Here is a 20,907-nt window from a genome sequence, read left to right as displayed (position 1 = left end):
AGTGACTTAATTCACTTATCCTAACTGACGTTTAAATGCTTTACTAGCGAAAAAATAAGAGATGATCATGATGCCTACGCACCAAGCGAGTGCAATCCATATATCGTTGCCAACAGTCCCTTCATATAAAAGGGCACGAATCGCATTCACAATTGAAGTTACAGGCTGATTTTCTGCAAACGCACGAATAATTTTTGGCATCGTTTCGGTAGGTACGAAGGCCGAACTAATAAATGGAAGAAAAACGAGTGGGTACGAGTATGCTGTCGCCCCTTCCATAGACTTCGCTGTCAGCCCTGGAATGATAGCTAGCCATGTTAGCGCTAACGTAAACATCCCCAGTATTCCAGCTACTGCAAGCCAATCTAGCATATTAGCACTAGAACGAAAGCCCATTAAGAGCGCAACAAGCATAACCACCACAATAGTAAGCATATTAGCAACAAGAGAGGTTAAAACGTGAGCCCATAATATCGATGAGCGCTTAATAGGCATCGTAATGAATCGTGCCATTAGCCCACTCTTTATATCTGTAAATAATCGTACAGAAGTGTAAGCCACACCGGATGCGATGGCCATTAGCAAAATTCCTGGCAATAAATAATTGACGTAGTTATCCGTTCCTGTCTTTATAGCTCCGCCAAATACGTAAACAAACAATAGCATCATCATAATCGGTGTAATCGCTACAGTAATAATTGTATCTGGACTACGCATAATATTACGCATTAAGCGCCCTAGTAATACCCCTGTTTTTCTTTTCATTTACATCTCCCCCTTTTTACCGATAATCGCAAGGAAAATTTCTTCCAATGTCGGCTGCTTCTCGATATACTCTACTTTAGCTGGCGGGAACATCTCTTTCAGTTCAGTAAGGGTACCTGTCGTAATAATTTTTCCGTTATGCAAAATTGCGATACGATCAGCTAGCTGTTCTGCTTCTTCCAAGTACTGAGTCGTGAGCAAGATCGTTGTGCCGCTGCCGGCAAGTTCCTTGACAGTATTCCACACTTCAATCCGTGCTTCCGGATCAAGTCCAGTCGTTGGTTCGTCTAGAAAAATAACTGCTGGCGCCCCGATCAAACTCATCGCGATATCAAGCCGGCGCTTCATCCCGCCTGAATACTGGTCTGCCCTTTGGTTAGCCGCATCAGTCAGGCTAAATCTTGCAAGTAGATTGTCAGCAACTTGTGCGGGACTGGAAACACCACGTAACTTGGCGATCATGATCAAGTTTTCCCTACCAGTAAGCATGCCATCTAAAGCTGCGAACTGTCCTGTCAAACTGATGCTTTGACGAACATGATCTGCTTGTCGCTGGATGTCAAACCCGCAAATACTCACTTCACCATCATCTTGCTTCATTAGCGTCGAAAGGATATTGACCGTTGTCGTCTTTCCCGCCCCATTTGAGCCAAGCAGCGCGAAAATTTCGCCACGCTGCACCTCAAAATCTACTCCCTTTAAGACTTCTTTATCTTTAAAAGATTTTTTTAACCCTGTTATAGAAATCGCTGCGTTGCTCATACTTTTTCCCCCTTATTAAAATAGGTTACCTACACCCTCTATTTAGTATCACTGATAATCTGTACTACTTAGTAGTGGGTTAAAAATATAACTGAATAGCGATGGCGGCAATTCAAATTTGTAACCAGCTAATCAGTCGGTATTACTTATTACGTTTATTTTTTTCTCAATTTCTTCATGATGCTTTCATTCAAATCTTCACGATACTTGGAGACATACGTTTTCGCGTTTGCCACTAGTTCGTCAGCAAAAGATGCTACGTCCTCCCCAGTAATGTCAAGCACTTGTCTGCCTTCCGCTGCACCAGCTTCAAACAAATCGATTAATTCATACTGTATGTGCAGCATATCCATTCCATTACCCGCTGAGAAATTCCACATGTAGTTTTGAATTTTCTTAAACACAAACTGATAATCTTCCGGTAGTGCCCCAACACGTGCCATCATCATTTTGTATTCTTTTTTATCACCAATTAATTTTTTAAACATTTCCAACATCTTATTTTCCTCCTTTTTTATAAAGCAGAACAAGAAACTCTCCAAATGTGAGCCGGAACATTTTATATTATGAAGCTAGTTTGACTTCAAGACGTTAATTTTTGAAGATACAAAATCCCATTTTTTCCAAAACAATTCAAGCTCCTGACGGCCATCATCATTTAATGAATAAAACTTACGAGGCGGTCCCATATCTGATGGTTTCTTTTCAATATTCACAAGCTTTTTCTTTTCTAATCGTACGAGGATAGTATAAACAGTCCCTTCCACGACTTCGGTAAATCCAAGATCATTCAGGTGACGGGTAATCTCATAGCCATACGTTTCTCGGCGGCTAATGATTTCCAGTACACACCCTTCCAGTGAACCTTTCAGCATTTCAGTTAAATTTTCCATGTCCTGATCCTCCTTTACCCCCTATTCTGTCTGACTTATATTCAGTATCACAGAGTACTAAGGCGAATTTTTACTGAATAGCTTTTGAGTAAAACTACACTATTCAGTATTACTTATTACAACTACATTGTATGACTGAGTAGAGGGAATGTCAACTCAATTTTCGAAAAAATAAAAAATCCGCTTTACCCTACCGGATACAACCTACTTTTTAGCTTACTAGCTATCCATATAGCTAGTAAGCTAAAAAAGCTCTTACAACAAAATATGTACATTTTTGTTGTAAGAGCCATCAACCTAGCGAAACAGAAATGCCCCAAACCAAAAAGATGAGAGTATCTCGGTTTTATATATTTGACCTTATTTCCTTATTTATATACAGCTAGCTTTTGTAATAGTTGTTCTTTTATAATCAGCCATTCGCTTGCAATATCAGCTCTTTTTTTATGGTTTCTATACCGATATATCTTTTTTACGATACAAATTGTTTCTCACTACAATTTCCCATACATATAAAACATAAAGGCAAGTGCGATCAGAGAAAATTCCCAAAGATTAGCCGTACGTGATACAAGCCCCTAAAATACAATTCTGCTTGAAATTTTTTCTCTTTTATTTTATTTGTGATAGTTGATTCACAACACTATCTAAAAATTCTTCTACCTTTTCTTTTGATGTATCCGGCGCGTGATAACCAATCGTAAATGTAAGTCTTCCATTATAAGAGCTTGCTCCCATTGAAAAGAATGGTGCATACATAATAGGTGATGTCATATACCCGTCCTCAGCTTGATTTTCACCAAACTGAATTGGTTCATCAGCGATCACTCCGAAATTTGTCAGTAACGGCAACGCCATCCCCATTTGTATAGCCTGTTCGTACTGCTGATTATACATTTCCTTCACCGTAGATAGCTTCATATCTGCCAGTAGCTCCATTCCTGCTGCTGAAGAAAGACCTGGATTTTGAGACTTTATTTTATCCATTGATTGTTTAACTCGAACAAGAGTCTGATTAAATGTTTCATCATCTTCCATTTTAATCACTGGCATTTCCATACCAGATAAGTTGCAAATAGCACCAGTTGTATAATTAGGCAGATATCTACGTAAATCAATTGTCAAACCAATCATTTTTTCTGCGGTGCGAGGTTCTGCATACACAGTGAAATATGATAAAGCTCGGAAGTATGCAGTCATGATTACATCATTCAAGGTAGCCTGTTGTACTTTTGTCCATTGGGTTAGACGTAGAGTTTGCTCATGGCTCAACCGCCTTACGGATATCTGAGGGAATTTATTTTTGTTAGGTTGAGATGGAAAAGACCATAACGATGCCTGTTGTTCTTTGTTAGGACGATACGCACTTTTTATGTCCGATACTCCAGCATATTTGAATACATGTGATTGATCCCGACAACTCTCATTTCCCGCACCAAATTCCTCTATAATTTGATTCTTAGATCGTCCCAATGAAAGGTGAGTATATATTGTTCCAAGTAAATGAATATATTCCTTGACTCCTGCACCATCTGAACATAGATGAGATAATTTTACAACTAATATATCTGTTGTAGTGCCTCGTAATAATTTTATTTGAACCATAGGCCCCTGAATACGATCACCAGGTCCCTTAATAAAATCTATCGCCATTATTTCAATTTCTTGATTATTTCCTTCTGCAAAAAAGCAAACAGATGAGTTAGTGTCAGATGAATGTTCCTCCCAGTAAGGAATATCATTTTCTACAAACCGGCTATTCAAAACTGGCTGCAATTGTAACGTTATCCCTACTGATTCTTCAAGTATTTCCTTTGATATACCTACAGGAAAATAAAGAACTGCATTAATTTGTTGATCTGCAGAATAATGACCTAATACATAATTCATTCGATCTTGAGGTGTTACTGAATACTTTCTTTGTTCCATAATCCCGTCCCCCTTTAGGATTTTTTGTATAACCCTATTTTCCATATGCTTGTAAATTTTCTAGCCATTTTTCTTCAAGAACTAATAACGCTTATTTTTTGAACTTTTTAACGAAATTATCTTCTCCGTATTGGTTTCATTCTTCTTGCAGATGATACATCCATTATCCCCTTAACATCACCCACATAAAAAAACAAACAAAAGTGATTTAAGTTTGAATATACATAAACATTTTACAATAACGTTTACTAATTATCAATATGGCAAATGAATCATTTTTATATCTGTCAATAAAAAACAATATATTCAAGGGCTACTTCATAATAAAAGGTTGATGGGCATGTGGTGGATACTTTAGAAGTTTTATAAAATCATGAAATTTATAGATATAGCAGATTCTCTTTATTAATAAAATAAATCATTTGTATGTACGTTTACTCACGCACATACAAATGATTTATAAAGGCACAATTAAATGCAAACATCTTTTCTGTTACGATAACATCATTTCCATATCTTCTGCTGCAGTTGTAATCAGTTTCAAACCAAACGTTTCTTGTAATACATCAAGCACACCAGCCGAAATAAATTCAGGTGCCTTTGGACCGATGCGAATATCTTGAATACCAAGACTAAATAGCCCAAGTAAAATCGCAACTGCTTTTTGTTCAAACCATGATAGTACAATACTGACTGGCAATTCGTTCACTTCGCATTGAAAAGCATCCGCTAAAGCTGCTGCTATTTTCACTGTAGAAATTGAATTATTACATTGCCCTAAATCAATGTAACGCGGAATTTCTGTACCAGGTACAACACCGTAATCCACATCATTAAAGCGGAATTTCCCGCAAGAAGTCGTTAAAATAACTGTTTCTGGTGGAAGTGACGTTGCTAATTCACGATAATATTCTCCGCCTTTTCCCGGGGCGTCACAACCTGCGATGACAAAGAAACGCTTAATCTTTCCTTCTTTTACTGCCTCAATAATTTCTGGAGCTAATGATAATACTGTATTATGATGGAACCCTGTTACTAACTGTTCATCCGACTCCATATGTACTTCTGGAAGTTCTAGCGCTTTTTCAATCAACGGCGTGAAATCATCATTTTCAATTTTTTGTACACCCTCTAAACCTGCAATATCATATGAAAAGAATCGATCAGAGTATGACCCTTTAATTGGCATAACACAGTTCGTTGTCGCTAATATGGCACCTGTAAATTTTTCAAAAAGACGTCGTTGATCATACCATGCCTTACCAATGTTTCCTTTTAAATGCTTATATTTTTTCAGCTGTGGATAACCGTGTGCTGGTAACATTTCAGAATGCGTGTAAATATTAATTTCTTTTCCTTCTGTTTGTTTTAATAACTCTTCTAATGCAAATAAATTATGACCAGTAACTACAATCGCTTTACCTTCTACATGATTTTGTGTAATTTGAACAGGCTCTGGAACACCAAAGTGATTCGTATGCGCCTCATCTAACAAATCCATTACTCGTAAAGCCGATTTCCCTACTTTCATAGCCATATCAATATGTTCTTGTTCGTTAAAGTTAGAATTGGTTAATGTCATATACAATGCTTCTTGCGTCGTAGCATCTACAAATGCATCCGTATACCCTAGCTGAGCAGCATGCGTACGATAAGCAGCAATTCCTTTTAGTCCAAACACAATCGTATCTTGTAAACTTGCAATTGTTTCATTTTTACCGCAAACACCTATTACTTTACATCCGCCTGTTGGCGTTTGTTCACATTGATAACAAAACATGATCATCCCACCCTCTCCCAATCATTCCTTACAAATCAAGCATAATACCCATTGAGGAAAAGGGATGTGATATCAATCACAAAAATATATAAAAATTTGTGACAGTTCACATTGTTGACATAATATTTTTATTGTCTTCTGATATTCATACTTGCAAATGATTTATTTGCACCATATATTGGTGCACTTTTGAAAATTTTTCCTTACTGATGTTACAATTAAAGTTATGGAGGGATAATATGCTATATATGATGTTTTATTACGGAACACTGTTTCTTATACTCGGTATTGCAGTATTTCTGTTTATTATGGCTGGATCAAGAAAAATTAGAAATAAAAACCTTTCATTCGTACTGATCGGTTTAGGGATAAATATACTTGCAAGTCCAGTGGCACTTTTTATAGGGGTGATGGCAACAGATTCTCCGTATAGCACGAGACTTGATTTTTGGAAAGGATTTTTCTTTATTCAAGGAATACCTCTTTTCTTACTACTTATAGCTTTCATTTGGTGGCTTATTCGCCCGCCAAAAGTAACGATTCAAACGAGTATGGAAAAAGACCTTGTACCAAATAGTAAAAACACTAAGAAAAAAAGGACACGAGGCCGTCCAATTACTGCCTTACGTATTGTAATTCCAATTATTTTAGTAGTAGGCTGTTTGTCTTACATTTTGTATTTACAGGACATTACACTTAAAAAAAGTCATTCTCCAAATAATAAAAATACGATTAAAGTAGTGAAACTAGATTCAGACTCTTCTCTTGGTCCCACTCCCGTCAGAATTAAATACGGCTTATGGGAACATTTTGACACAAGTATTGCAAATGACGGGGAACGTCTCGACTCCTCAGATGTTTCCATAGATTGGAAAAGTGATTATGAAGCAACGATAACGTTACGAGAAAAAGAATCCGTACCTGAAGTTGTGGAATTTAACATATCAAATAAATCCAATGGTCCTGTTTTTAAGAAGGTACAAAAAGTGGTCAGTTCCTTTACCTTTCAAAAAAGTGAATCTCCAAATCTCATAAATATTATCGAGCTTAGAGAAACAATAAAATCAAAAGGACCAAGTCCCAGCTCAACTGTAAGAATCTATTATGGGAAAAGAGGTAGCATTTTAGAAAAATATAAAGAGGTCACTCTTAAGGAAATGTATACGACAGACAACTTCAATATCAATTGGAGAAACGATGAACAAGTACAGGTAGAAGTAATAGAAGAAAATGTAGTAACAACTAGCATCGTGATTGATGTGTCAAAGTAAGTTTTTTCACATGTTATAACTGTTTTCTACCTGACACTTGAGAGATACATAGTATTTACAAACAAAAAGATTTATAAACATGATGAGCCCCCTCTTTCTTTACAATACATTTACATTATCTTAACATTACTTACATTATTTATATGATATATTTATATAGAACTACTTAAGAAATTTCATGTACATTGTTATCTTTATAATCTCTGATTTAATTGATAAGAGATTATATTATATTTTCATACCAGGGGTGAATTAGGATGACTGAAACTTTAAAAACACTTATAATGCTTGATGCTACTTACGTTGTTATAGCAATTATGACGGTACTGGTATTTGTATACTTGGAATTAAAATCTCAGTAACGTATGCGGGCTTCGCATTTAAATATAGCTAGAAGAAAGCGAGGAGAAAATTGTTTCTCCTCGCTTTTATATTCCCATAATTTTTTATTTCAACAAATCCAATGTATGTAAAAGTAATCCTCTGTCCCCTACTTCCCCATGACCAGGCACTACTGCATTTATATTTCCATATCGCTTCAGCACATTCTCAATCGATGTAGACCATTCATTTACATAAGCATCAGCGACGTTTCCTAAATCTTTAGCGGATGCAGATTTCACTAAACAGCCTCCAGCTAAAATGTTGTATTGCGGTAACCATACGACAATATTATCTTCTGTATGTCCTTTCCCTGGATAGAACGTTTCTACTTTCATATTTCCAAACTTCAAATTTGTAATGGTCTGTAAGTCTCCAAGTGGTTCTTCATATCCATTTTTCTTTGCTAGTTCTGCAGTCAATGCCGTACTATGCGCTTTAATGCCTCTTTCTTTCAATGTTTTAATTCCGCCAATACGATCAGCGTGCGCATGTGTAATAATGACATCTGTTACGCGCTTCTTAAATTTCTTTTCTACCATCTCTATTAATTCCTTCGTTAACTTATCATCCCAAGAAGAATCGACAAGTACTAACCCTTTAGAAGTAATAAGAACTAGACCATTCGAAGGAACTGCTTCTCCGTTAAAATAACCTAACTCCGTATGAACCCATACATTTTTGTTTAACTGAGAAATTGAAATAGTTCCTGTCTCATTTTTTATTACTTTTTGCTCTAGCTTTTGTTCCGCTTGTACAGAAGAAATTGTACTCATAAATTGAGTTATTCCTAGTAAACTAACACATACCCCTACTTTTAATAATGTATTCTTTTTCATTTTCTCCACCCTTTCTTTCAAACGAAATAGTTATTACCTATATTAGACAATTCATCTTAAATGTTTGTTCCATCTTTTTTTGCATATTTTTCATACCATTAATAAAAAGCGCACAAATTTTGTACGCTTTAAAAACTTAATCTTTTATTCCATAATTCTCAAACTCTTCCTTGTTCCCGTAAAATACATTCAAATCAATATACTTCTCTTTTCCATTATAACCATTTAATCTCCCACGGTTCGTGTATTGCCAAAACGTCCATTTTCTCTCATCAGGTAAACTCGGTTTTGTAAAGACACTACGAATCCATATATCATATTGAGGATACGCATCCTTTATATACAAATCATATGCCTCTTGAGTTGCATACAATATTACTTTCTTACCATAATGTTTTTCTAACATTTCAATCATGACCGACAACTCTTTCACAACATCTTCACGCTTAGGGGGATTATCTTTTTTGTTAGCATAAAACTCAACATCAATTACGGGTGGCAATGCTTGTTTATACTTTGGAACAGTTCGTATATATTGCTCTGCTTGTGTTTCACCCTTACTATCAAAACTAAAAAAATGATACGCTCCGACGCGCATACCTGTCTTATTCGCATTCGTCCAATTTTTCGAAAAGTACTTATCTACAAACGAGCTTCCTTCAGTAGCCTTTATAAACGCAAACTTCATATTTTGCTTTTCCAACTCTCTCCAATCTATATCTCCTTGATATGACGCAACATCTACACCTTTTATTTCATACTTATCCGCACTTATTTGATTCGGAATAAATATGCCTTGAAAAACTAAGTAAGTGACAACACTCATTACACTAATTAAGGTAAAGACTCCTCCTATAATAAGCTTCTTTTTCATCCGTATCCCCCATCTTTACACATTAATATTCCACTTACCATTCACGTTTTTTATTAATCCTCATTTTTTCTTCAAAAGCCTTCTCTAAATCAATTTCTAACTTGTTTGCTAAATCACATACATTCCAAATGACATCAAACATTTCTAAACCAATCTCTCTTTTCGAATCTTGTATTTTATCACGCTTTAATATAACTTCCGCTAATTCACCCAATTCCGCCATCGTATACATCGTACGCTCTTCAATCGTTGTATCTTGAAATCCTTTTTCTTTACTGAAATTTAATACATATCTCTGGAATTCCACAATATTCATACTTAATCTCCCTTCATGATAAATACTCCATTTTTCTATTACACTTAAAATCTATTTTGTTAAATTATAACATTCATACTATAATTTATTTATAGCCCTTTAACGGAGGTGTTTTCAATGACACTCTTCGCTTCCCCATCATTATTCATACTAGCAATCATTTCATTTACACTAGCCTATTTCATCGGAGTAAAACAATACACTTGGCTCTTATCAGGATTCAATGAACGCCGTGTATCAGATAAAGGTAAGTTATCAAAAATAGTGGGTCTTTATAATTTAACTGCTGGGGTTATTGCCACAATTGGCAGTGTCTTCACTACCCCTAATGCAAAAATCGTATTTCCTATCATTATAATTGGCCACGTTATAATCGCTGCCTATGTAAATACACGCATGGTACAATGAAAAAAGATCACCCAAATGGATGATCTTTTTTATAATTTATCAACATATTGCTTCGCTTCTACTAAGGAAAAACCAAAAGCCTCTCTTACTCTCTTAACTGCTGTAACTGTTTTTCCTTCTTCCATAAGCTGACGCAACTCTTTATTAATTTCAGGTTCTCTATCTATAATTTCCATTTCTTTCGTAATTAGCTGTAATCTATCTTCCATTCTCTTTAAACGTGCATCCGTTTTCTTTTCGATTCTATTTAATTTTTCAGCGATATAAATAAACCCAAAGACCGCTATCGGTATGATCATCCAAAGTTCCATGACTATTCCTCCTCATTAGCTTTCATTTGTTTTATTTCACTAACTTATGTAAATTTTACCACATGACACATTTAATGTATAATAGTAATATACAACACTGTTGATAAAACCTTTTATTTTAGGGGGACACATTATGAAAAGATTTTTTAAGACGTTACTACAATTTGTAGTCCTTTCAATTGCACTACATTTATTATTTGATATCGTTGGCTGGCTTGTTTTCAATGCGCCAATTCAAAACAAACAAGTTATCATTTCCTTACTAACAACTTCATGGCTTATGTACATGTACCGAGATAAATTTTTTAAAACATTCACTTCGAATTAACTAAAAAAACTTCATCGATAAAAGATGAAGTTTTTTCTTTTTCTCTCATTCTCTCTATTAACTACTGTATAATAGAACTAACATTCTGTCTTTTTAAGAAAGGAGTCACTATGAACTTAAAAAGTAATAATATATACGAAAAAATGAACCAATATTCCGTTGCAGGTTTAAGCCTTGCTATTATACGTGATGGCAAACTAGACGAAACGATTGCTTTCGGCACACTTGAATCTGGAACAACTAGAACTGTCACCACAGATTCCATATTCAATTCTTGTTCTATTAGTAAATTCATCACTGCAATGCTCGTACTAACGTTATCAGATCAAGAAATCGTGCATTTAGATGCGGACATAAATGATAGACTCACATCTTGGAACATACCTACCAATCTATTCACCTCTCAGAAAAAAGTTACGTTACGAAATTTATTAAGTCACCAATCTGGAATTATTGATCCTCCTAATAGTTTTGAACATTATACACTTGCACAAGGGCGACCAGCAATGGCTGAACTCCTTGCTGGTAAAACTTCATATTGCTCCGTACCTATTGAAGTGACTTATAAACCAGAAAGTGAATTTCACTACTCTGATGCAAACTTTTGTATTATCGAACTACTACTTGAAGATATAACTGGAAAACCATTTAACCTTTTACTTGAAGAATATATCTTTCAGCCACTCCAGCTAAAGAATAGTACAGTATTCTCTTCTGAAAATATAAATAAAATGGAGACCTTTGCTTGCGGGCATAATAAAAATGGCACCGTTACAAATGAGAAGTATCCATTTTATCCATTCGCAGCTTCTTCAGGCATTTGGACAACACCAACAGACTTATCAACTTTAGTAATTGAAATCATTCATTCCTTACAAGGGAAGGGCAAACTAAAACTTTCTCAAAAAACAGTACAAGATATGATTTCACCTCAAGGTTGCTCAAAATGGACTGGGGTAGGGGTTTTTCTAGATGATTCGAATGAAGACTTACAAATGTATTCACTTGGATGGGGCGTTGGATTTCAATGTATGCTGATATGCTATCCATACCGAGGTAATGGTGCTGTTATTATGACGAACACTGACTTAGGTGTTCACCAAATGGAAGGGATTATTGGTGACGTCTTAAAAACGTTATCCTTATAATGAAAAGAAAGAAGCTGTTCCTTCCAGCTTCTTTCTTTATATAATATTTTTCGCAACAATTTTTATATGTTCTGGTGCGATAATCTCCGTTATACTTTCTTGGAAATCTTCCTGCAACATTTCTTCAATATGTTCTAGCTGCACTTCAACATGTGTGCATTCTAAATTATGTATATTTAATAGTGCATAATGATCTTTTTTCTTTATTACTAAATATTGATTTTCCTCTGTTACAAGTACTGAACCTAATCGTACTCCTAGTAGGCGTTGATCATCAAACTTCACAACCAGTTCCCCCTTCTCAAATCCAAAAACGCGATTACCATGTAATAAAATAACATTTTAGGTAATCTATTCTTTATAAACTATATCACAATTTATTAAAATATAAATATCATATTTCCCTTTTACTAAAAATCCCTATTCTTTCATATATTTCGATACAAAAAACTTTCTCAACATAAAATTAGAATTTTCAGTTTTTATTCTTATGAAAATCAATTATAATAAAGTTAATAAATGTTTGACCTCTCCTAATTCATGTACATATGGATGATCAGTAGTCGCTGCTACTGATCTATTTTTTTGCTCCATATCTTCAATGATAGTTCTTTATTATATTCGCCAAGCCATTAACGCAACAATCCAATCTAATAAAGGATTGCTTGGTAAGCCTAAGCCCTCTCCTCATAAAATATAATTCTATTTGAAAACGGATCGATCACAGTTAATTCCATTGTATCCCACGGTGTTCTCTCTATATCAGGTTTTGCATAAGCATAATCTTTACTTGATAAAATAATATAATAACTTTTTAAATCCTCTATTTTCACACGAATCGCACTACCTGGCGAAGCATCCCCATGATGCTCTGATAAATGTATTACAGCATCATGTAACGAAATTTGCATATATAATGGCATATGTTCCTCATACCGATGTTCCCAATCCAGTTTAAACCCTAAAAAATCTATGTAAAATAGCTTTGCTTTTTCAATATCAAAAATTCTAAATATAGGTATAATCATTTATAATTCTCTCCTACTTATAAACATCTGCCGCCAGTTCCCTCAAAACATCCACATTCACTACTTCAAAGCAACCATTGTTCTTTTTTATAATCTCTTTATCACAAAAAATATTTAATGTACGTAATAGGTGCCGATAACTCGTTCCTAACAATTCAGCTGTTTCCGTTAAATTCCCACTAAACACAATTCTATTTCCATGCTGCACCGCTCGTTCCCCTGCTGCTAACATGTAACTCGCAAGTCTGTTTTCAAGCGGATATAGTAAATTAATTGTACTATTTTTTGAAAGTCGATTTAACTTATGTGCTAACGATCCGCAAATACATCTTAAAAATTTCGCATCGTGAAATAGTTGATTTCTCACTTTTCCTAAAGGTAAACCAACACAATATGAATCTGCCATCACTTGTACGTTTGAAGCAGTCTTTTGAGAATGAATTAACTCCACATCTCCTAACAGCTGTAAACTATCATAAAAGCATAGTAATACAGATTTCCCGTTACTTAATGTATTAAACGCTTTCGCTTTTCCTTCAACAAAAAAATACAAATAATCTATATCCTCATCTTCTCTACATATAAATTCATTCTTTCTAAAAAATAATAGCTCCATATAAGGCTTCATATCTTTACTAAAAAATGAATCAATTTTATTTTGTTCCATATACTCTGCTAACTTACTAGAATTACATACCTTTTTCATAATCCCTCTCCTTTACGACTCTTCCCCATTGTAATCAAAATTTTCTTCTTTTACTTTAAAAGAACGAAAAAGTAGAATTTAAGGCGGGTCTTGTCAAATCCATAATTCTATAATACTATGTGTTAGGAATTGTTTTCCTGTATAGGAAAGACAGAACTGTGTATCCAAAAAAAAGGAGAAATAAATTATGAAAAAGATTGGGATTGCTGTTATGAGTTTGTCTTTAGCACTTGGGGCTGGGTGTGCTAAAGAAGAAACAGTTAGTAAGGAAGAAAAGGTAAAAAATTCGGAGGAACAAGTAGAAGTCTCTAAAACTGGAAATTCTAAAAAAGAAGCTGAAAAAGAACTGAACATCGTAGAAGAAGCTTCTGTAAACAAGAGAAATGAAGTTTTATTTGAAAACAACAAAGGAAAGGCAACGCTTATTGGTGAAGCAATTACTCCAGAAGGAACTATTGTGGCGGCAATCCAATTAGATGGAGAACTAAAAAATGCAACACTTCCTGATATTAAATTAAAATTCGTAACAGATTCTGGAAAATCTGAAGAATTGAGCAAGGCTGACTTTTCAGGATATCGATTCGTTAAAGATTCAATTATTGTAGTATATGAATCACTGAGTAAAGTAGACGGAACGAAATTAATGAGAATGGACTACAGCTTTAAAAAAAATGAAAACAATGATAATCCAGTCGATGTGAAAAGTTTAACTTTCAAAGAGGCTAAGGGAACAATAAAAATTCCTGCTTTGAAAATGATTACTAATAATTCTGCTGATAAGTTAAACATCAAGGGAGAAAATGATGATTTTAAACTGACAATCGATAAAATTCATGTTGATTCAACAAAATCAGAAGAATTAAAAATTAGTGGTAAAATTGAAAGCAAAAAGGACATGACCTTTGATGATGGTAAGCTCCACTATACGAGACCTTTTATTCATAAATACGGGACTCCTTCTATTTCAATGAAACAGTCTGAACTTTTTGCAGGTATACCGGTTGACTTCACTATGACATTAGAATCAAAAATTCCGTTTGCAAAAGACAAAAGTTCTATTTTTAACTTTGATTTTGATGGCATCCTATTTAGTTTTGATGCAGCAAAAGGCAAGAAGTATTCTGGACCAATTCATTTAGACGATTTACCAATCATAGATAATGAAAGCTATCTTGATGATTTAGGCTTAGATGGATTTACTGCTGTGAATGGAGAAAAATATTATAATGGAATCCAATCAGATAGAACATTCTGGAATTTGGGCATAGGAGATACTTCTGAACGTGCTACTTATGAATATACATTAGGCAAGGAATTTAAAACATTAAAGTTTAAATTAGGTGCAGGAGAGAAATTCAAAGGACAAGGCGGAACCTATGAAGTCTTTATTTACGGTGATGACTTTAATTCAGAAGGAGAGGGGAATCCAACAGGAACTCCATTACTACATGAACAAGTTACAAGTGATTCACCAATGAAAGACGTTACTGTAGATGTAAGCGGCGTTAAACATTTACATGTTTATTATCACTCAACTTCTATAGGAAAAGGGAAAGTACAAGTATTAATGACTGATATGAAACTTCAATAGAAATTAGAAGAATCTTCGTTTATAAAACGAAGATTCTTTTTTTGTTTTCGTAACACCTAAATACATAGGGATATCTTCTTTAAATCGTTAAATACATAATGACATATGTCATAGTAATAAACAATTTCAACATGATACAGTCATTACAAATATGAAATACAAAGGGGATATTACATTGTATAACTTTCTTTCTGTCTTTATTGGTGTGCTCATCGCCGTTATGCTTCCATTGAATGGGATTTTATCTGAATTAATTGGCAAGTATACAGCGAGCGTTGTCATTCACCTTGTCGGTTTACTTGCAGTTATTTTCGTTTTAATCATAAACAAAAATAAAATTCGTTTCGATAAAGGTATTCCACTTTTTCTATATAGTGCTGGAGCGATTGGGGTATTCACTGTTCTTTTTAATAATATAAGTTTCTCCGTCCTTGGTGCCTCTATTACGATCGCATTAAGTTTACTTGGTCAATCCATTGCTTCCATCGTTATTGATCATTTCGGCTTATTAGGAATGAAAGTTGCAAAGTTTGAAAAGAAAAAACTAATCGGATTATGTTTCATCTCTTCCGGAATTATAATCATGACAATTTATTAATGGGGGGCAGAAAAATGTTATATATTACGATCGCTATTTTAGCTGGTGTTTCTATCGTTGTTGCTAGAATTATAAACGCGAATTTAGCAGCGGAAATTGGAAATTGGGAAGGCACGTTTTTTAATTATATTACTGGATTATTTTTCTCTACATTATTTTTAATTTTCAGTTCAGATTCATTGTATATTCCAATGCAAACGTTACAATCTATTCCTATCGCTGTGTACTTAGGCGGATTAGTAGGCGTTATCGTCATCTCTTTATCGAACTATATTACTCCTAAAATATCAGCATTTTATTTAACGTTACTCATCTTTATTGGACAATTATTTGCGGGGACTATCATTGATTTCATCCTGTCACACGAACTTTCAATGGGCAAAGTTGTTGGCGGCATTTTCGTACTAATCGGGCTCACTTACAATTTACTCGTGGATCGTCCGATAAAAACTGTGAAGCATAACCAAGTTCAACTATAATACTTTACGCTTACCTATCATATATTAATAGAAAAGCTCTTCATATGAAGTAATAGAGAGGAGAATATTCTATTAAGAAAATCATTTTACTACTAGGTAGCGCATTAATTATTTTGGGTATCGTATGGTTTTTCAACTCTGGAAAATCTATTCAAGACTTCTATACAGCAAATAAACCAAAGAAGAAAGCTACTATCATTTCAACGCAAAGAGACCCAAATGAGCCCCCTGTCTTTTTAGGAAAACAGGAAATAAAAGATATACATGTCGAGTCAATTAAAACAAAAAAGGATATCTTTCTCACAAAAACAGATGAATTAAAAACGTTCATTAACAGTATGGATACAGCCAAAAAAGGAAAATTAACATTAGATGAAGAAGGATCAGATTTAATAGATTGTGACATGTGGATTACTTTTGAAGATGGAACTTATAAAAAATATTTCATATGGGTAGTTGACCATCACAATAACGAAGTGATGATTGCTCAGCAAGATACTCCTGATGATGTAAACCTTACGTACTATCAATTAAATGAAGATAGTTCTAAAAAAGTTTATAACTTATTTAAAAAAATCATTTAAACGAAAAAGTCATGAGCACGTAAGCTCATGACTTTTTGCACTATATATATTCAGGGAACACTTTACATCCCTTTTCCTGCTCTATATCATGCCCAAAGAAAACAATCGGCTTCTCTTTTATCACAACTTCTTTTAAACGTTTAATTGAAGATAAAGCTAATTCTGGATCAAATCCAGCAAACGGCACTTCATCTTCAAAATTCTCTTTCGTATAAGATGCATCAATCGTTAATAATACAGGACCGGATTTTTCCGTCTCAATTAATAATGACTGATGCCCTGGAGAATGTCCTGGTGTATACAATAACTGAACACCAGGTACCACTTCATAATCACCTTCAATAATTTTGTAGTTTAAATTCGGCAGTATACACTCTTTCAAATATTCCTCTCTATACTGTGCCGCCTCATATTCAGCACGCTGTATAACGATTGGCGTATTCGAAAAAGCAACGTTTCCTCCAGCATGATCAAAATGCAAGTGAGAACTAATAATATATAGAAGGTCTTCCGGCTTATACCCTACACGTTTTAAAATAGTTACGATTCTATCTTCTTCAGTCATTTTCGGTAAAATCTGCCCTTCAACAAATGTACCGTTAAAAAGTCCTTCATTATTGACCGCACTTTCTGGCATACCTGTATCTACTAAAATAGGCCCCTCTTCTGTCTCCAAAAGATAACACCATACAGGTAAGTTCAATAAATTTCCTGGTGTGAGCGTACTATTAACAGAAGAATGATCTAACATACAACGACCTGCTGGGATGAAATAAAGCTTCTTTACTGTCATTATGTATCCACCTTTACATTTAATTTGAGATAAAGTAACACAGTAAAAAAATTCTGCTTTTTAGAAAGAAACTCCTTCCACACTTTCATACCACCATAAATAAAAAAGAGTGTACTTTTTTACATAATGGCATTTCACCATCTATAATAAAAGAGAAAATGACTCTTACTTTAATGGAGGGAATACAAATGAAAGCAATTGGTTTACATGAATACTTACCTATTGAAGAAGAAAACAGCTTAATTGATATTGAAGTTGAAAGACCTGTTGCTACAGGAAGAGATATACTCGTTAAAATTAACGCTATTTCCGTTAACCCGGTTGATACAAAAGTTCGCTCTCCGAAAGATAAAAAAGAAGATGTAGCAAAAATACTCGGCTGGGATGCTAGTGGTGTAGTCGTACAAACGGGCGAAGGTTGTACGTTATTTAAAGAAGGCGACGAAGTATTTTACGCTGGAAGTATTACGAGACAAGGTACATATAGTGAATATCATTTAGTTGATGAAAGAATTGTTGGTAAAAAACCTAAAACGTTAAGTGATGCTGAATCTGCAGCACTTCCTTTAACAGCTATTACAGCATGGGAAGGTTTATTTGAACGTTTAGGTATTGATTACAATAAGAGAGATGAGAATACATTTAAAAACATTTTAATTATTGGCGGTGCTGGTGGTGTAGGTTCAATTGCCATTCAACTTGCGAAATGGGCTGGACTAAATGTAATTACAACTGCATCCCGCACTGAAACGATACACTGGGTTGAAAAATTCGGTGCTGATTATATCATTAACCATCACCAACCTTTACAAGATCAAATATTAGAATTCGGGTTAAAAGACGTAGATTATATTTTCTGCTTAAACAATACAGATCAACATTGGCAAGCAATATGTGATCTTATTAAACCACAAGGAAAAATTTGCTCTATCGTAGAAAATGAGCACCCTCTTGAGATGGGTATTTTAAAAAGCAAAAGTGCTACATTCGTTTGGGAGTTTATGTTCACAAAAGCAATGTATGAAACTGGCGATATGATTACGCAGCACGAACTATTAAATAAAGTAAGCGAACTACTAGATGAAGGTATTTTAAAGACTACCTTAAATGAAACACTTTCACCAATTAACGCTGAAAACGTAAAGAAAGCACATGCTCTGCTTGAAAACGGCAGTACAATTGGAAAAATCGTTTTAGAAAAGTTTTAATAACAAAAAGTCCGATTTCCAAATGAGAAATCGGACTTTTTACTATCTTTATTTACTTGAAATCTCTTGATCATTTGGAATATCTAACGGAGGTCGTTTCCCTATTCCGAAAGCATAGAAACTAATTGTTACGATAGCTAAGAAAACAATACCTACAACTAGTGAAATGCGCGTATCATCGTTAAACCACATTCCGATTAATACCATAATTAAAAAGGCAATTGTTAAATAGTTTGTAACAGGAGCAAATGGCATTTTGAACGGATGATCTTTCATCTCTGCCCCTTTTTCTTTTCTAAAATTAATTTGACTAATTAAAATGACGAACCATGGTACCATACCAGGAAGTACGCTCGCACTATATACATATACAAATAAGTTTTTCGGAGCAATATAACTTAATACAACACCAACCGCTAAACCGATAAGTACGCCAACTGTACCGAATAAAGGTACACCATTTCCAGAAAGTTTCGTGAAATATTTCGGTGCTTGTCCATTTACACCTAACGTGTAAAGCATACGACCCGCACTATAAATACCACTATTACAACCAGACATCGCCGCTGTAATAACAACAAAGTTAATAAGTCCAGCTGCTGCCGTAATACCAACTTTCGCAAAAGTTGCTACGAATGGACTACCAATTGTACTTAATTGATCCCATGGATACACAGTTACAATAACGAAAATAGCACCAATATAGAATATTAAAATACGCCAAATTGTACTTTGAATCGCTCTTGTAAGTGTCTTCTTCGGATCCTTCGCCTCACCAGCAGTAATACCGATTAATTCCACCCCTTGGTATGCACCAACTACAAGTGATAATGCAAAGAAGAATCCTGAAAAACCACCTGTAAAGAAACCACCATTTGACCAAAGATTAGATATACCAATCGCTTCTCCACCGTTACCAATTCCAAAGAAAATAAGTCCAAATCCCGCAATAATCATTAATAGAATCGTAACGATTTTTATCATTGCAAACCAAAATTCAAATTCACCAAATGACTTTACAGAAATTAAGTTAGCTGCGCCAAGAATAACCATTGCGATTACACCTGGTATCCAAGCTGGTAAGTCCGGGAACCAATATTTCATATATGCCCCAACCGCAATGATTTCTGACATCCCAACGATAACCCACTGGAACCAGTTACTCCACGCTGTCATATAACCAGCTAACGGATGAATATACTTATGACCGAACGTCGCAAATGAACCTGTACTCGGCTCCATATACAACATTTCACCCATCGCACGCATAATGAAGAAGATAAAAATACCTGCAATTGCATACGCAAGCATTACTGACGGACCTGTCCATTTAATCGTACTGGCTGACCCCATAAACAAGCCAACACCAATCGTTCCGCCTAAAGCAATCATTTGAATATGACGTGCTTCTAAGCCTCTTTTCAATTCTTTGTTTGCCACTTCATTTCCCCCTCTTAGATGATTCATAGCCGCATTTTAAAACAAGATGCTTTCCCCTAATTCCTTTCGGCCTGAAAATGATGAAGCAAACGTCATTTTAGACTAACATTAAAGCTATCCTAAAATCGTTTTTTTGCCCCTTACAAAATTCTCAAAACCTTTCATCTTCCAATATTCTATAAATCTTAAAATTACTTACCTTATATTAATTCATTTATCTGAAAAGTTCAATTATTTTTTCAATAGATTATTATACATAAGTCTGATTAATTTTTAACTAAATTAACAATAAAATACATCTATTCAATATGATTCCGGCATGAATATTATTACAATATAAATAACCGAGGAGAGTATTTCTTCCTCGGTTTCATACTGCATATACTTCACTAATTATAGTTTGTACTATAATTGCTTACACATACAATTAACACATCACGTATAAATTTAATATATTAGTAAACTACAAAGTCAC

Annotated in this window: 24 protein-coding genes; 9 read left to right on the top strand and 15 right to left on the bottom strand. The window is 34.6% G+C overall.

Annotation, left to right across the window (positions count from 1 at the left end):
* Positions 1 to 15: 15 nt before the first annotated feature.
* From FOT98_RS26900 to hcp, 6 genes are all read right to left on the bottom strand, one after another.
* Positions 16 to 765, bottom strand: a complete 750-nt coding sequence (locus tag FOT98_RS26900; RefSeq protein ID WP_063262591.1) for an ABC transporter permease — start codon at positions 763 to 765, stop codon at positions 16 to 18.
* Positions 766 to 1,527: an ABC transporter ATP-binding protein gene (locus FOT98_RS26895; RefSeq protein ID WP_063262590.1), complete on the bottom strand. Its 762-nt coding sequence runs from the start codon at positions 1,525 to 1,527 to the stop codon at positions 766 to 768.
* Positions 1,528 to 1,682: 155 nt separating this feature from the next.
* Positions 1,683 to 2,024 carry a DUF1048 domain-containing protein gene (locus FOT98_RS26890; RefSeq protein ID WP_000891990.1) on the bottom strand — a complete coding sequence of 114 codons (342 nt, stop codon included), beginning with the start codon at positions 2,022 to 2,024 and terminating at the stop codon, positions 1,683 to 1,685.
* Positions 2,025 to 2,099: 75 nt separating this feature from the next.
* The gene (locus tag FOT98_RS26885; RefSeq protein ID WP_063262589.1) at positions 2,100 to 2,420 is read right to left on the bottom strand and encodes a PadR family transcriptional regulator; all 321 of its coding nucleotides are present in this window, start codon (positions 2,418 to 2,420) and stop codon (positions 2,100 to 2,102) included.
* A gap of 612 nt (positions 2,421 to 3,032) precedes the next feature.
* Positions 3,033 to 4,349 carry a condensation domain-containing protein gene (locus tag FOT98_RS26880; protein WP_063262588.1) on the bottom strand — a complete coding sequence of 439 codons (1,317 nt, stop codon included), beginning with the start codon at positions 4,347 to 4,349 and terminating at the stop codon, positions 3,033 to 3,035.
* 493 nt (positions 4,350 to 4,842) lie between these two features.
* Positions 4,843 to 6,129 (bottom strand): hydroxylamine reductase, encoded by a 1,287-nt coding sequence (gene hcp, locus FOT98_RS26875; RefSeq protein ID WP_063262587.1) that lies wholly within the window; start codon positions 6,127 to 6,129, stop codon positions 4,843 to 4,845.
* Positions 6,130 to 6,368: 239 nt separating this feature from the next.
* On the opposite strand from hcp, the gene FOT98_RS26870 reads away from it, so the two are divergent.
* On the top strand, positions 6,369 to 7,400 hold the full coding sequence (locus tag FOT98_RS26870; protein WP_063262586.1) for a hypothetical protein: 1,032 nt from the start codon (positions 6,369 to 6,371) through the stop codon (positions 7,398 to 7,400).
* 446 nt (positions 7,401 to 7,846) lie between these two features.
* On the opposite strand, the gene bla2 is transcribed toward FOT98_RS26870, so the two are convergent.
* From bla2 to FOT98_RS26855, 3 genes are all read right to left on the bottom strand, one after another.
* On the bottom strand, positions 7,847 to 8,620 hold the full coding sequence (bla2, locus tag FOT98_RS26865) for a BcII family subclass B1 metallo-beta-lactamase (RefSeq protein ID WP_063262585.1): 774 nt from the start codon (positions 8,618 to 8,620) through the stop codon (positions 7,847 to 7,849).
* Positions 8,621 to 8,756: 136 nt separating this feature from the next.
* Positions 8,757 to 9,494, bottom strand: coding sequence for a glycoside hydrolase family 25 protein (locus FOT98_RS26860; protein WP_063262584.1), 738 nt, complete (start codon positions 9,492 to 9,494; stop codon positions 8,757 to 8,759).
* Positions 9,495 to 9,528: 34 nt separating this feature from the next.
* Positions 9,529 to 9,810, bottom strand: a complete 282-nt coding sequence (locus FOT98_RS26855) for a MazG nucleotide pyrophosphohydrolase domain-containing protein (protein WP_001028122.1) — start codon at positions 9,808 to 9,810, stop codon at positions 9,529 to 9,531.
* 117 nt (positions 9,811 to 9,927) lie between these two features.
* Here FOT98_RS26855 and FOT98_RS26850 point away from each other — a divergent pair, with 117 nt between their 5' ends.
* On the top strand, positions 9,928 to 10,218 hold the full coding sequence (locus tag FOT98_RS26850) for a DUF3784 domain-containing protein (RefSeq protein ID WP_063262583.1): 291 nt from the start codon (positions 9,928 to 9,930) through the stop codon (positions 10,216 to 10,218).
* A gap of 29 nt (positions 10,219 to 10,247) precedes the next feature.
* Here FOT98_RS26850 and FOT98_RS26845 read toward each other — a convergent pair whose 3' ends face one another.
* Positions 10,248 to 10,529, bottom strand: a complete 282-nt coding sequence (locus FOT98_RS26845) for a hypothetical protein (RefSeq protein ID WP_063262582.1) — start codon at positions 10,527 to 10,529, stop codon at positions 10,248 to 10,250.
* Between the two features lie 133 nt (positions 10,530 to 10,662).
* Between FOT98_RS26845 and FOT98_RS26840 the strand changes: the two genes are divergently transcribed.
* Positions 10,663 to 10,857 carry a hypothetical protein gene (locus tag FOT98_RS26840; protein WP_048525554.1) on the top strand — a complete coding sequence of 65 codons (195 nt, stop codon included), beginning with the start codon at positions 10,663 to 10,665 and terminating at the stop codon, positions 10,855 to 10,857.
* Positions 10,858 to 10,967: 110 nt separating this feature from the next.
* Positions 10,968 to 12,005, top strand: a complete 1,038-nt coding sequence (locus FOT98_RS26835; RefSeq protein WP_063262581.1) for a serine hydrolase domain-containing protein — start codon at positions 10,968 to 10,970, stop codon at positions 12,003 to 12,005.
* Between the two features lie 36 nt (positions 12,006 to 12,041).
* Here the strand turns inward: FOT98_RS26835 and FOT98_RS26830 are convergent, their stop codons facing one another.
* The 3 genes from FOT98_RS26830 to yeiL all read right to left on the bottom strand — a co-directional run bounded on the left by FOT98_RS26830 (position 12,042) and on the right by yeiL (position 13,739).
* A complete protein-coding gene (locus FOT98_RS26830) occupies positions 12,042 to 12,290 on the bottom strand; it encodes a hypothetical protein (protein ID WP_063262580.1) in 249 nt (82 codons plus the stop codon).
* Positions 12,291 to 12,679: 389 nt separating this feature from the next.
* A complete protein-coding gene (locus tag FOT98_RS26820; RefSeq protein ID WP_063262579.1) occupies positions 12,680 to 13,033 on the bottom strand; it encodes a glyoxalase superfamily protein in 354 nt (117 codons plus the stop codon).
* A 13-nt stretch (positions 13,034 to 13,046) separates the two neighbouring features.
* Positions 13,047 to 13,739: a transcriptional regulator YeiL gene (yeiL, locus tag FOT98_RS26815; protein ID WP_063262578.1), complete on the bottom strand. Its 693-nt coding sequence runs from the start codon at positions 13,737 to 13,739 to the stop codon at positions 13,047 to 13,049.
* 187 nt (positions 13,740 to 13,926) lie between these two features.
* Between yeiL and FOT98_RS26810 the strand changes: the two genes are divergently transcribed.
* From FOT98_RS26810 to FOT98_RS26795, 4 genes are all read left to right on the top strand, one after another.
* The gene (locus tag FOT98_RS26810) at positions 13,927 to 15,330 is read left to right on the top strand and encodes an NPCBM/NEW2 domain-containing protein (RefSeq protein ID WP_063262577.1); all 1,404 of its coding nucleotides are present in this window, start codon (positions 13,927 to 13,929) and stop codon (positions 15,328 to 15,330) included.
* A 151-nt stretch (positions 15,331 to 15,481) separates the two neighbouring features.
* Positions 15,482 to 15,928, top strand: coding sequence for a DMT family transporter (locus FOT98_RS26805; protein WP_063262576.1), 447 nt, complete (start codon positions 15,482 to 15,484; stop codon positions 15,926 to 15,928).
* Positions 15,929 to 15,942: 14 nt separating this feature from the next.
* Entirely contained in the window at positions 15,943 to 16,407 is a 465-nt protein-coding gene (locus FOT98_RS26800; protein WP_063262575.1) for a DMT family transporter, read from the top strand.
* Between the two features lie 83 nt (positions 16,408 to 16,490).
* Entirely contained in the window at positions 16,491 to 16,991 is a 501-nt protein-coding gene (locus FOT98_RS26795) for a hypothetical protein (RefSeq protein WP_063262574.1), read from the top strand.
* A gap of 40 nt (positions 16,992 to 17,031) precedes the next feature.
* Here FOT98_RS26795 and aiiA read toward each other — a convergent pair whose 3' ends face one another.
* Positions 17,032 to 17,784, bottom strand: coding sequence for a quorum-quenching N-acyl homoserine lactonase AiiA (gene aiiA, locus FOT98_RS26790; protein ID WP_063262573.1), 753 nt, complete (start codon positions 17,782 to 17,784; stop codon positions 17,032 to 17,034).
* Between the two features lie 188 nt (positions 17,785 to 17,972).
* Here aiiA and FOT98_RS26785 point away from each other — a divergent pair, with 188 nt between their 5' ends.
* Positions 17,973 to 18,992 (top strand): zinc-binding alcohol dehydrogenase family protein, encoded by a 1,020-nt coding sequence (locus FOT98_RS26785; RefSeq protein WP_063262572.1) that lies wholly within the window; start codon positions 17,973 to 17,975, stop codon positions 18,990 to 18,992.
* 48 nt (positions 18,993 to 19,040) lie between these two features.
* On the opposite strand, the gene FOT98_RS26780 is transcribed toward FOT98_RS26785, so the two are convergent.
* A complete protein-coding gene (locus FOT98_RS26780; protein ID WP_063262571.1) occupies positions 19,041 to 20,432 on the bottom strand; it encodes an amino acid permease in 1,392 nt (463 codons plus the stop codon).
* Positions 20,433 to 20,907 lie beyond the last annotated feature (475 nt).

It is taken from the genome of Bacillus sp. HY001, assembly GCF_007558965.1.
GTDB classification, from domain to species: domain Bacteria; phylum Bacillota; class Bacilli; order Bacillales; family Bacillaceae_G; genus Bacillus_A; species Bacillus_A mobilis.
This window is presented reverse-complemented; position numbering and strand designations above follow the sequence as displayed.

What these genes read in the sequence shown, in the direction of transcription:
- FOT98_RS26835 (WP_063262581.1), top strand. Translation starts at nt 10,968, where the DNA reads ATGAACTTAAAAAGTAATAATATATACGAAAAAATGAACCAATATTCC.
- FOT98_RS26885 (WP_063262589.1), bottom strand. Translation starts at nt 2,420, where the DNA reads ATGGAAAATTTAACTGAAATGCTGAAAGGTTCACTGGAAGGGTGTGTA.
- FOT98_RS26810 (WP_063262577.1), top strand. Translation starts at nt 13,927, where the DNA reads ATGAAAAAGATTGGGATTGCTGTTATGAGTTTGTCTTTAGCACTTGGG.
- FOT98_RS26820 (WP_063262579.1), bottom strand. Translation starts at nt 13,033, where the DNA reads ATGATTATACCTATATTTAGAATTTTTGATATTGAAAAAGCAAAGCTA.
- FOT98_RS26850 (WP_063262583.1), top strand. Translation starts at nt 9,928, where the DNA reads ATGACACTCTTCGCTTCCCCATCATTATTCATACTAGCAATCATTTCA.
- FOT98_RS26840 (WP_048525554.1), top strand. Translation starts at nt 10,663, where the DNA reads ATGAAAAGATTTTTTAAGACGTTACTACAATTTGTAGTCCTTTCAATT.
- aiiA (WP_063262573.1), bottom strand. Translation starts at nt 17,784, where the DNA reads ATGACAGTAAAGAAGCTTTATTTCATCCCAGCAGGTCGTTGTATGTTA.
- FOT98_RS26800 (WP_063262575.1), top strand. Translation starts at nt 15,943, where the DNA reads ATGTTATATATTACGATCGCTATTTTAGCTGGTGTTTCTATCGTTGTT.
- bla2 (WP_063262585.1), bottom strand. Translation starts at nt 8,620, where the DNA reads ATGAAAAAGAATACATTATTAAAAGTAGGGGTATGTGTTAGTTTACTA.
- FOT98_RS26845 (WP_063262582.1), bottom strand. Translation starts at nt 10,529, where the DNA reads ATGGAACTTTGGATGATCATACCGATAGCGGTCTTTGGGTTTATTTAT.
- FOT98_RS26855 (WP_001028122.1), bottom strand. Translation starts at nt 9,810, where the DNA reads ATGAATATTGTGGAATTCCAGAGATATGTATTAAATTTCAGTAAAGAA.
- hcp (WP_063262587.1), bottom strand. Translation starts at nt 6,129, where the DNA reads ATGTTTTGTTATCAATGTGAACAAACGCCAACAGGCGGATGTAAAGTA.
- FOT98_RS26895 (WP_063262590.1), bottom strand. Translation starts at nt 1,527, where the DNA reads ATGAGCAACGCAGCGATTTCTATAACAGGGTTAAAAAAATCTTTTAAA.
- FOT98_RS26805 (WP_063262576.1), top strand. Translation starts at nt 15,482, where the DNA reads ATGAAATACAAAGGGGATATTACATTGTATAACTTTCTTTCTGTCTTT.
- yeiL (WP_063262578.1), bottom strand. Translation starts at nt 13,739, where the DNA reads ATGAAAAAGGTATGTAATTCTAGTAAGTTAGCAGAGTATATGGAACAA.
- FOT98_RS26900 (WP_063262591.1), bottom strand. Translation starts at nt 765, where the DNA reads ATGAAAAGAAAAACAGGGGTATTACTAGGGCGCTTAATGCGTAATATT.
- FOT98_RS26860 (WP_063262584.1), bottom strand. Translation starts at nt 9,494, where the DNA reads ATGAAAAAGAAGCTTATTATAGGAGGAGTCTTTACCTTAATTAGTGTA.
- FOT98_RS26880 (WP_063262588.1), bottom strand. Translation starts at nt 4,349, where the DNA reads ATGGAACAAAGAAAGTATTCAGTAACACCTCAAGATCGAATGAATTAT.
- FOT98_RS26870 (WP_063262586.1), top strand. Translation starts at nt 6,369, where the DNA reads ATGCTATATATGATGTTTTATTACGGAACACTGTTTCTTATACTCGGT.
- FOT98_RS26785 (WP_063262572.1), top strand. Translation starts at nt 17,973, where the DNA reads ATGAAAGCAATTGGTTTACATGAATACTTACCTATTGAAGAAGAAAAC.
- FOT98_RS26890 (WP_000891990.1), bottom strand. Translation starts at nt 2,024, where the DNA reads ATGTTGGAAATGTTTAAAAAATTAATTGGTGATAAAAAAGAATACAAA.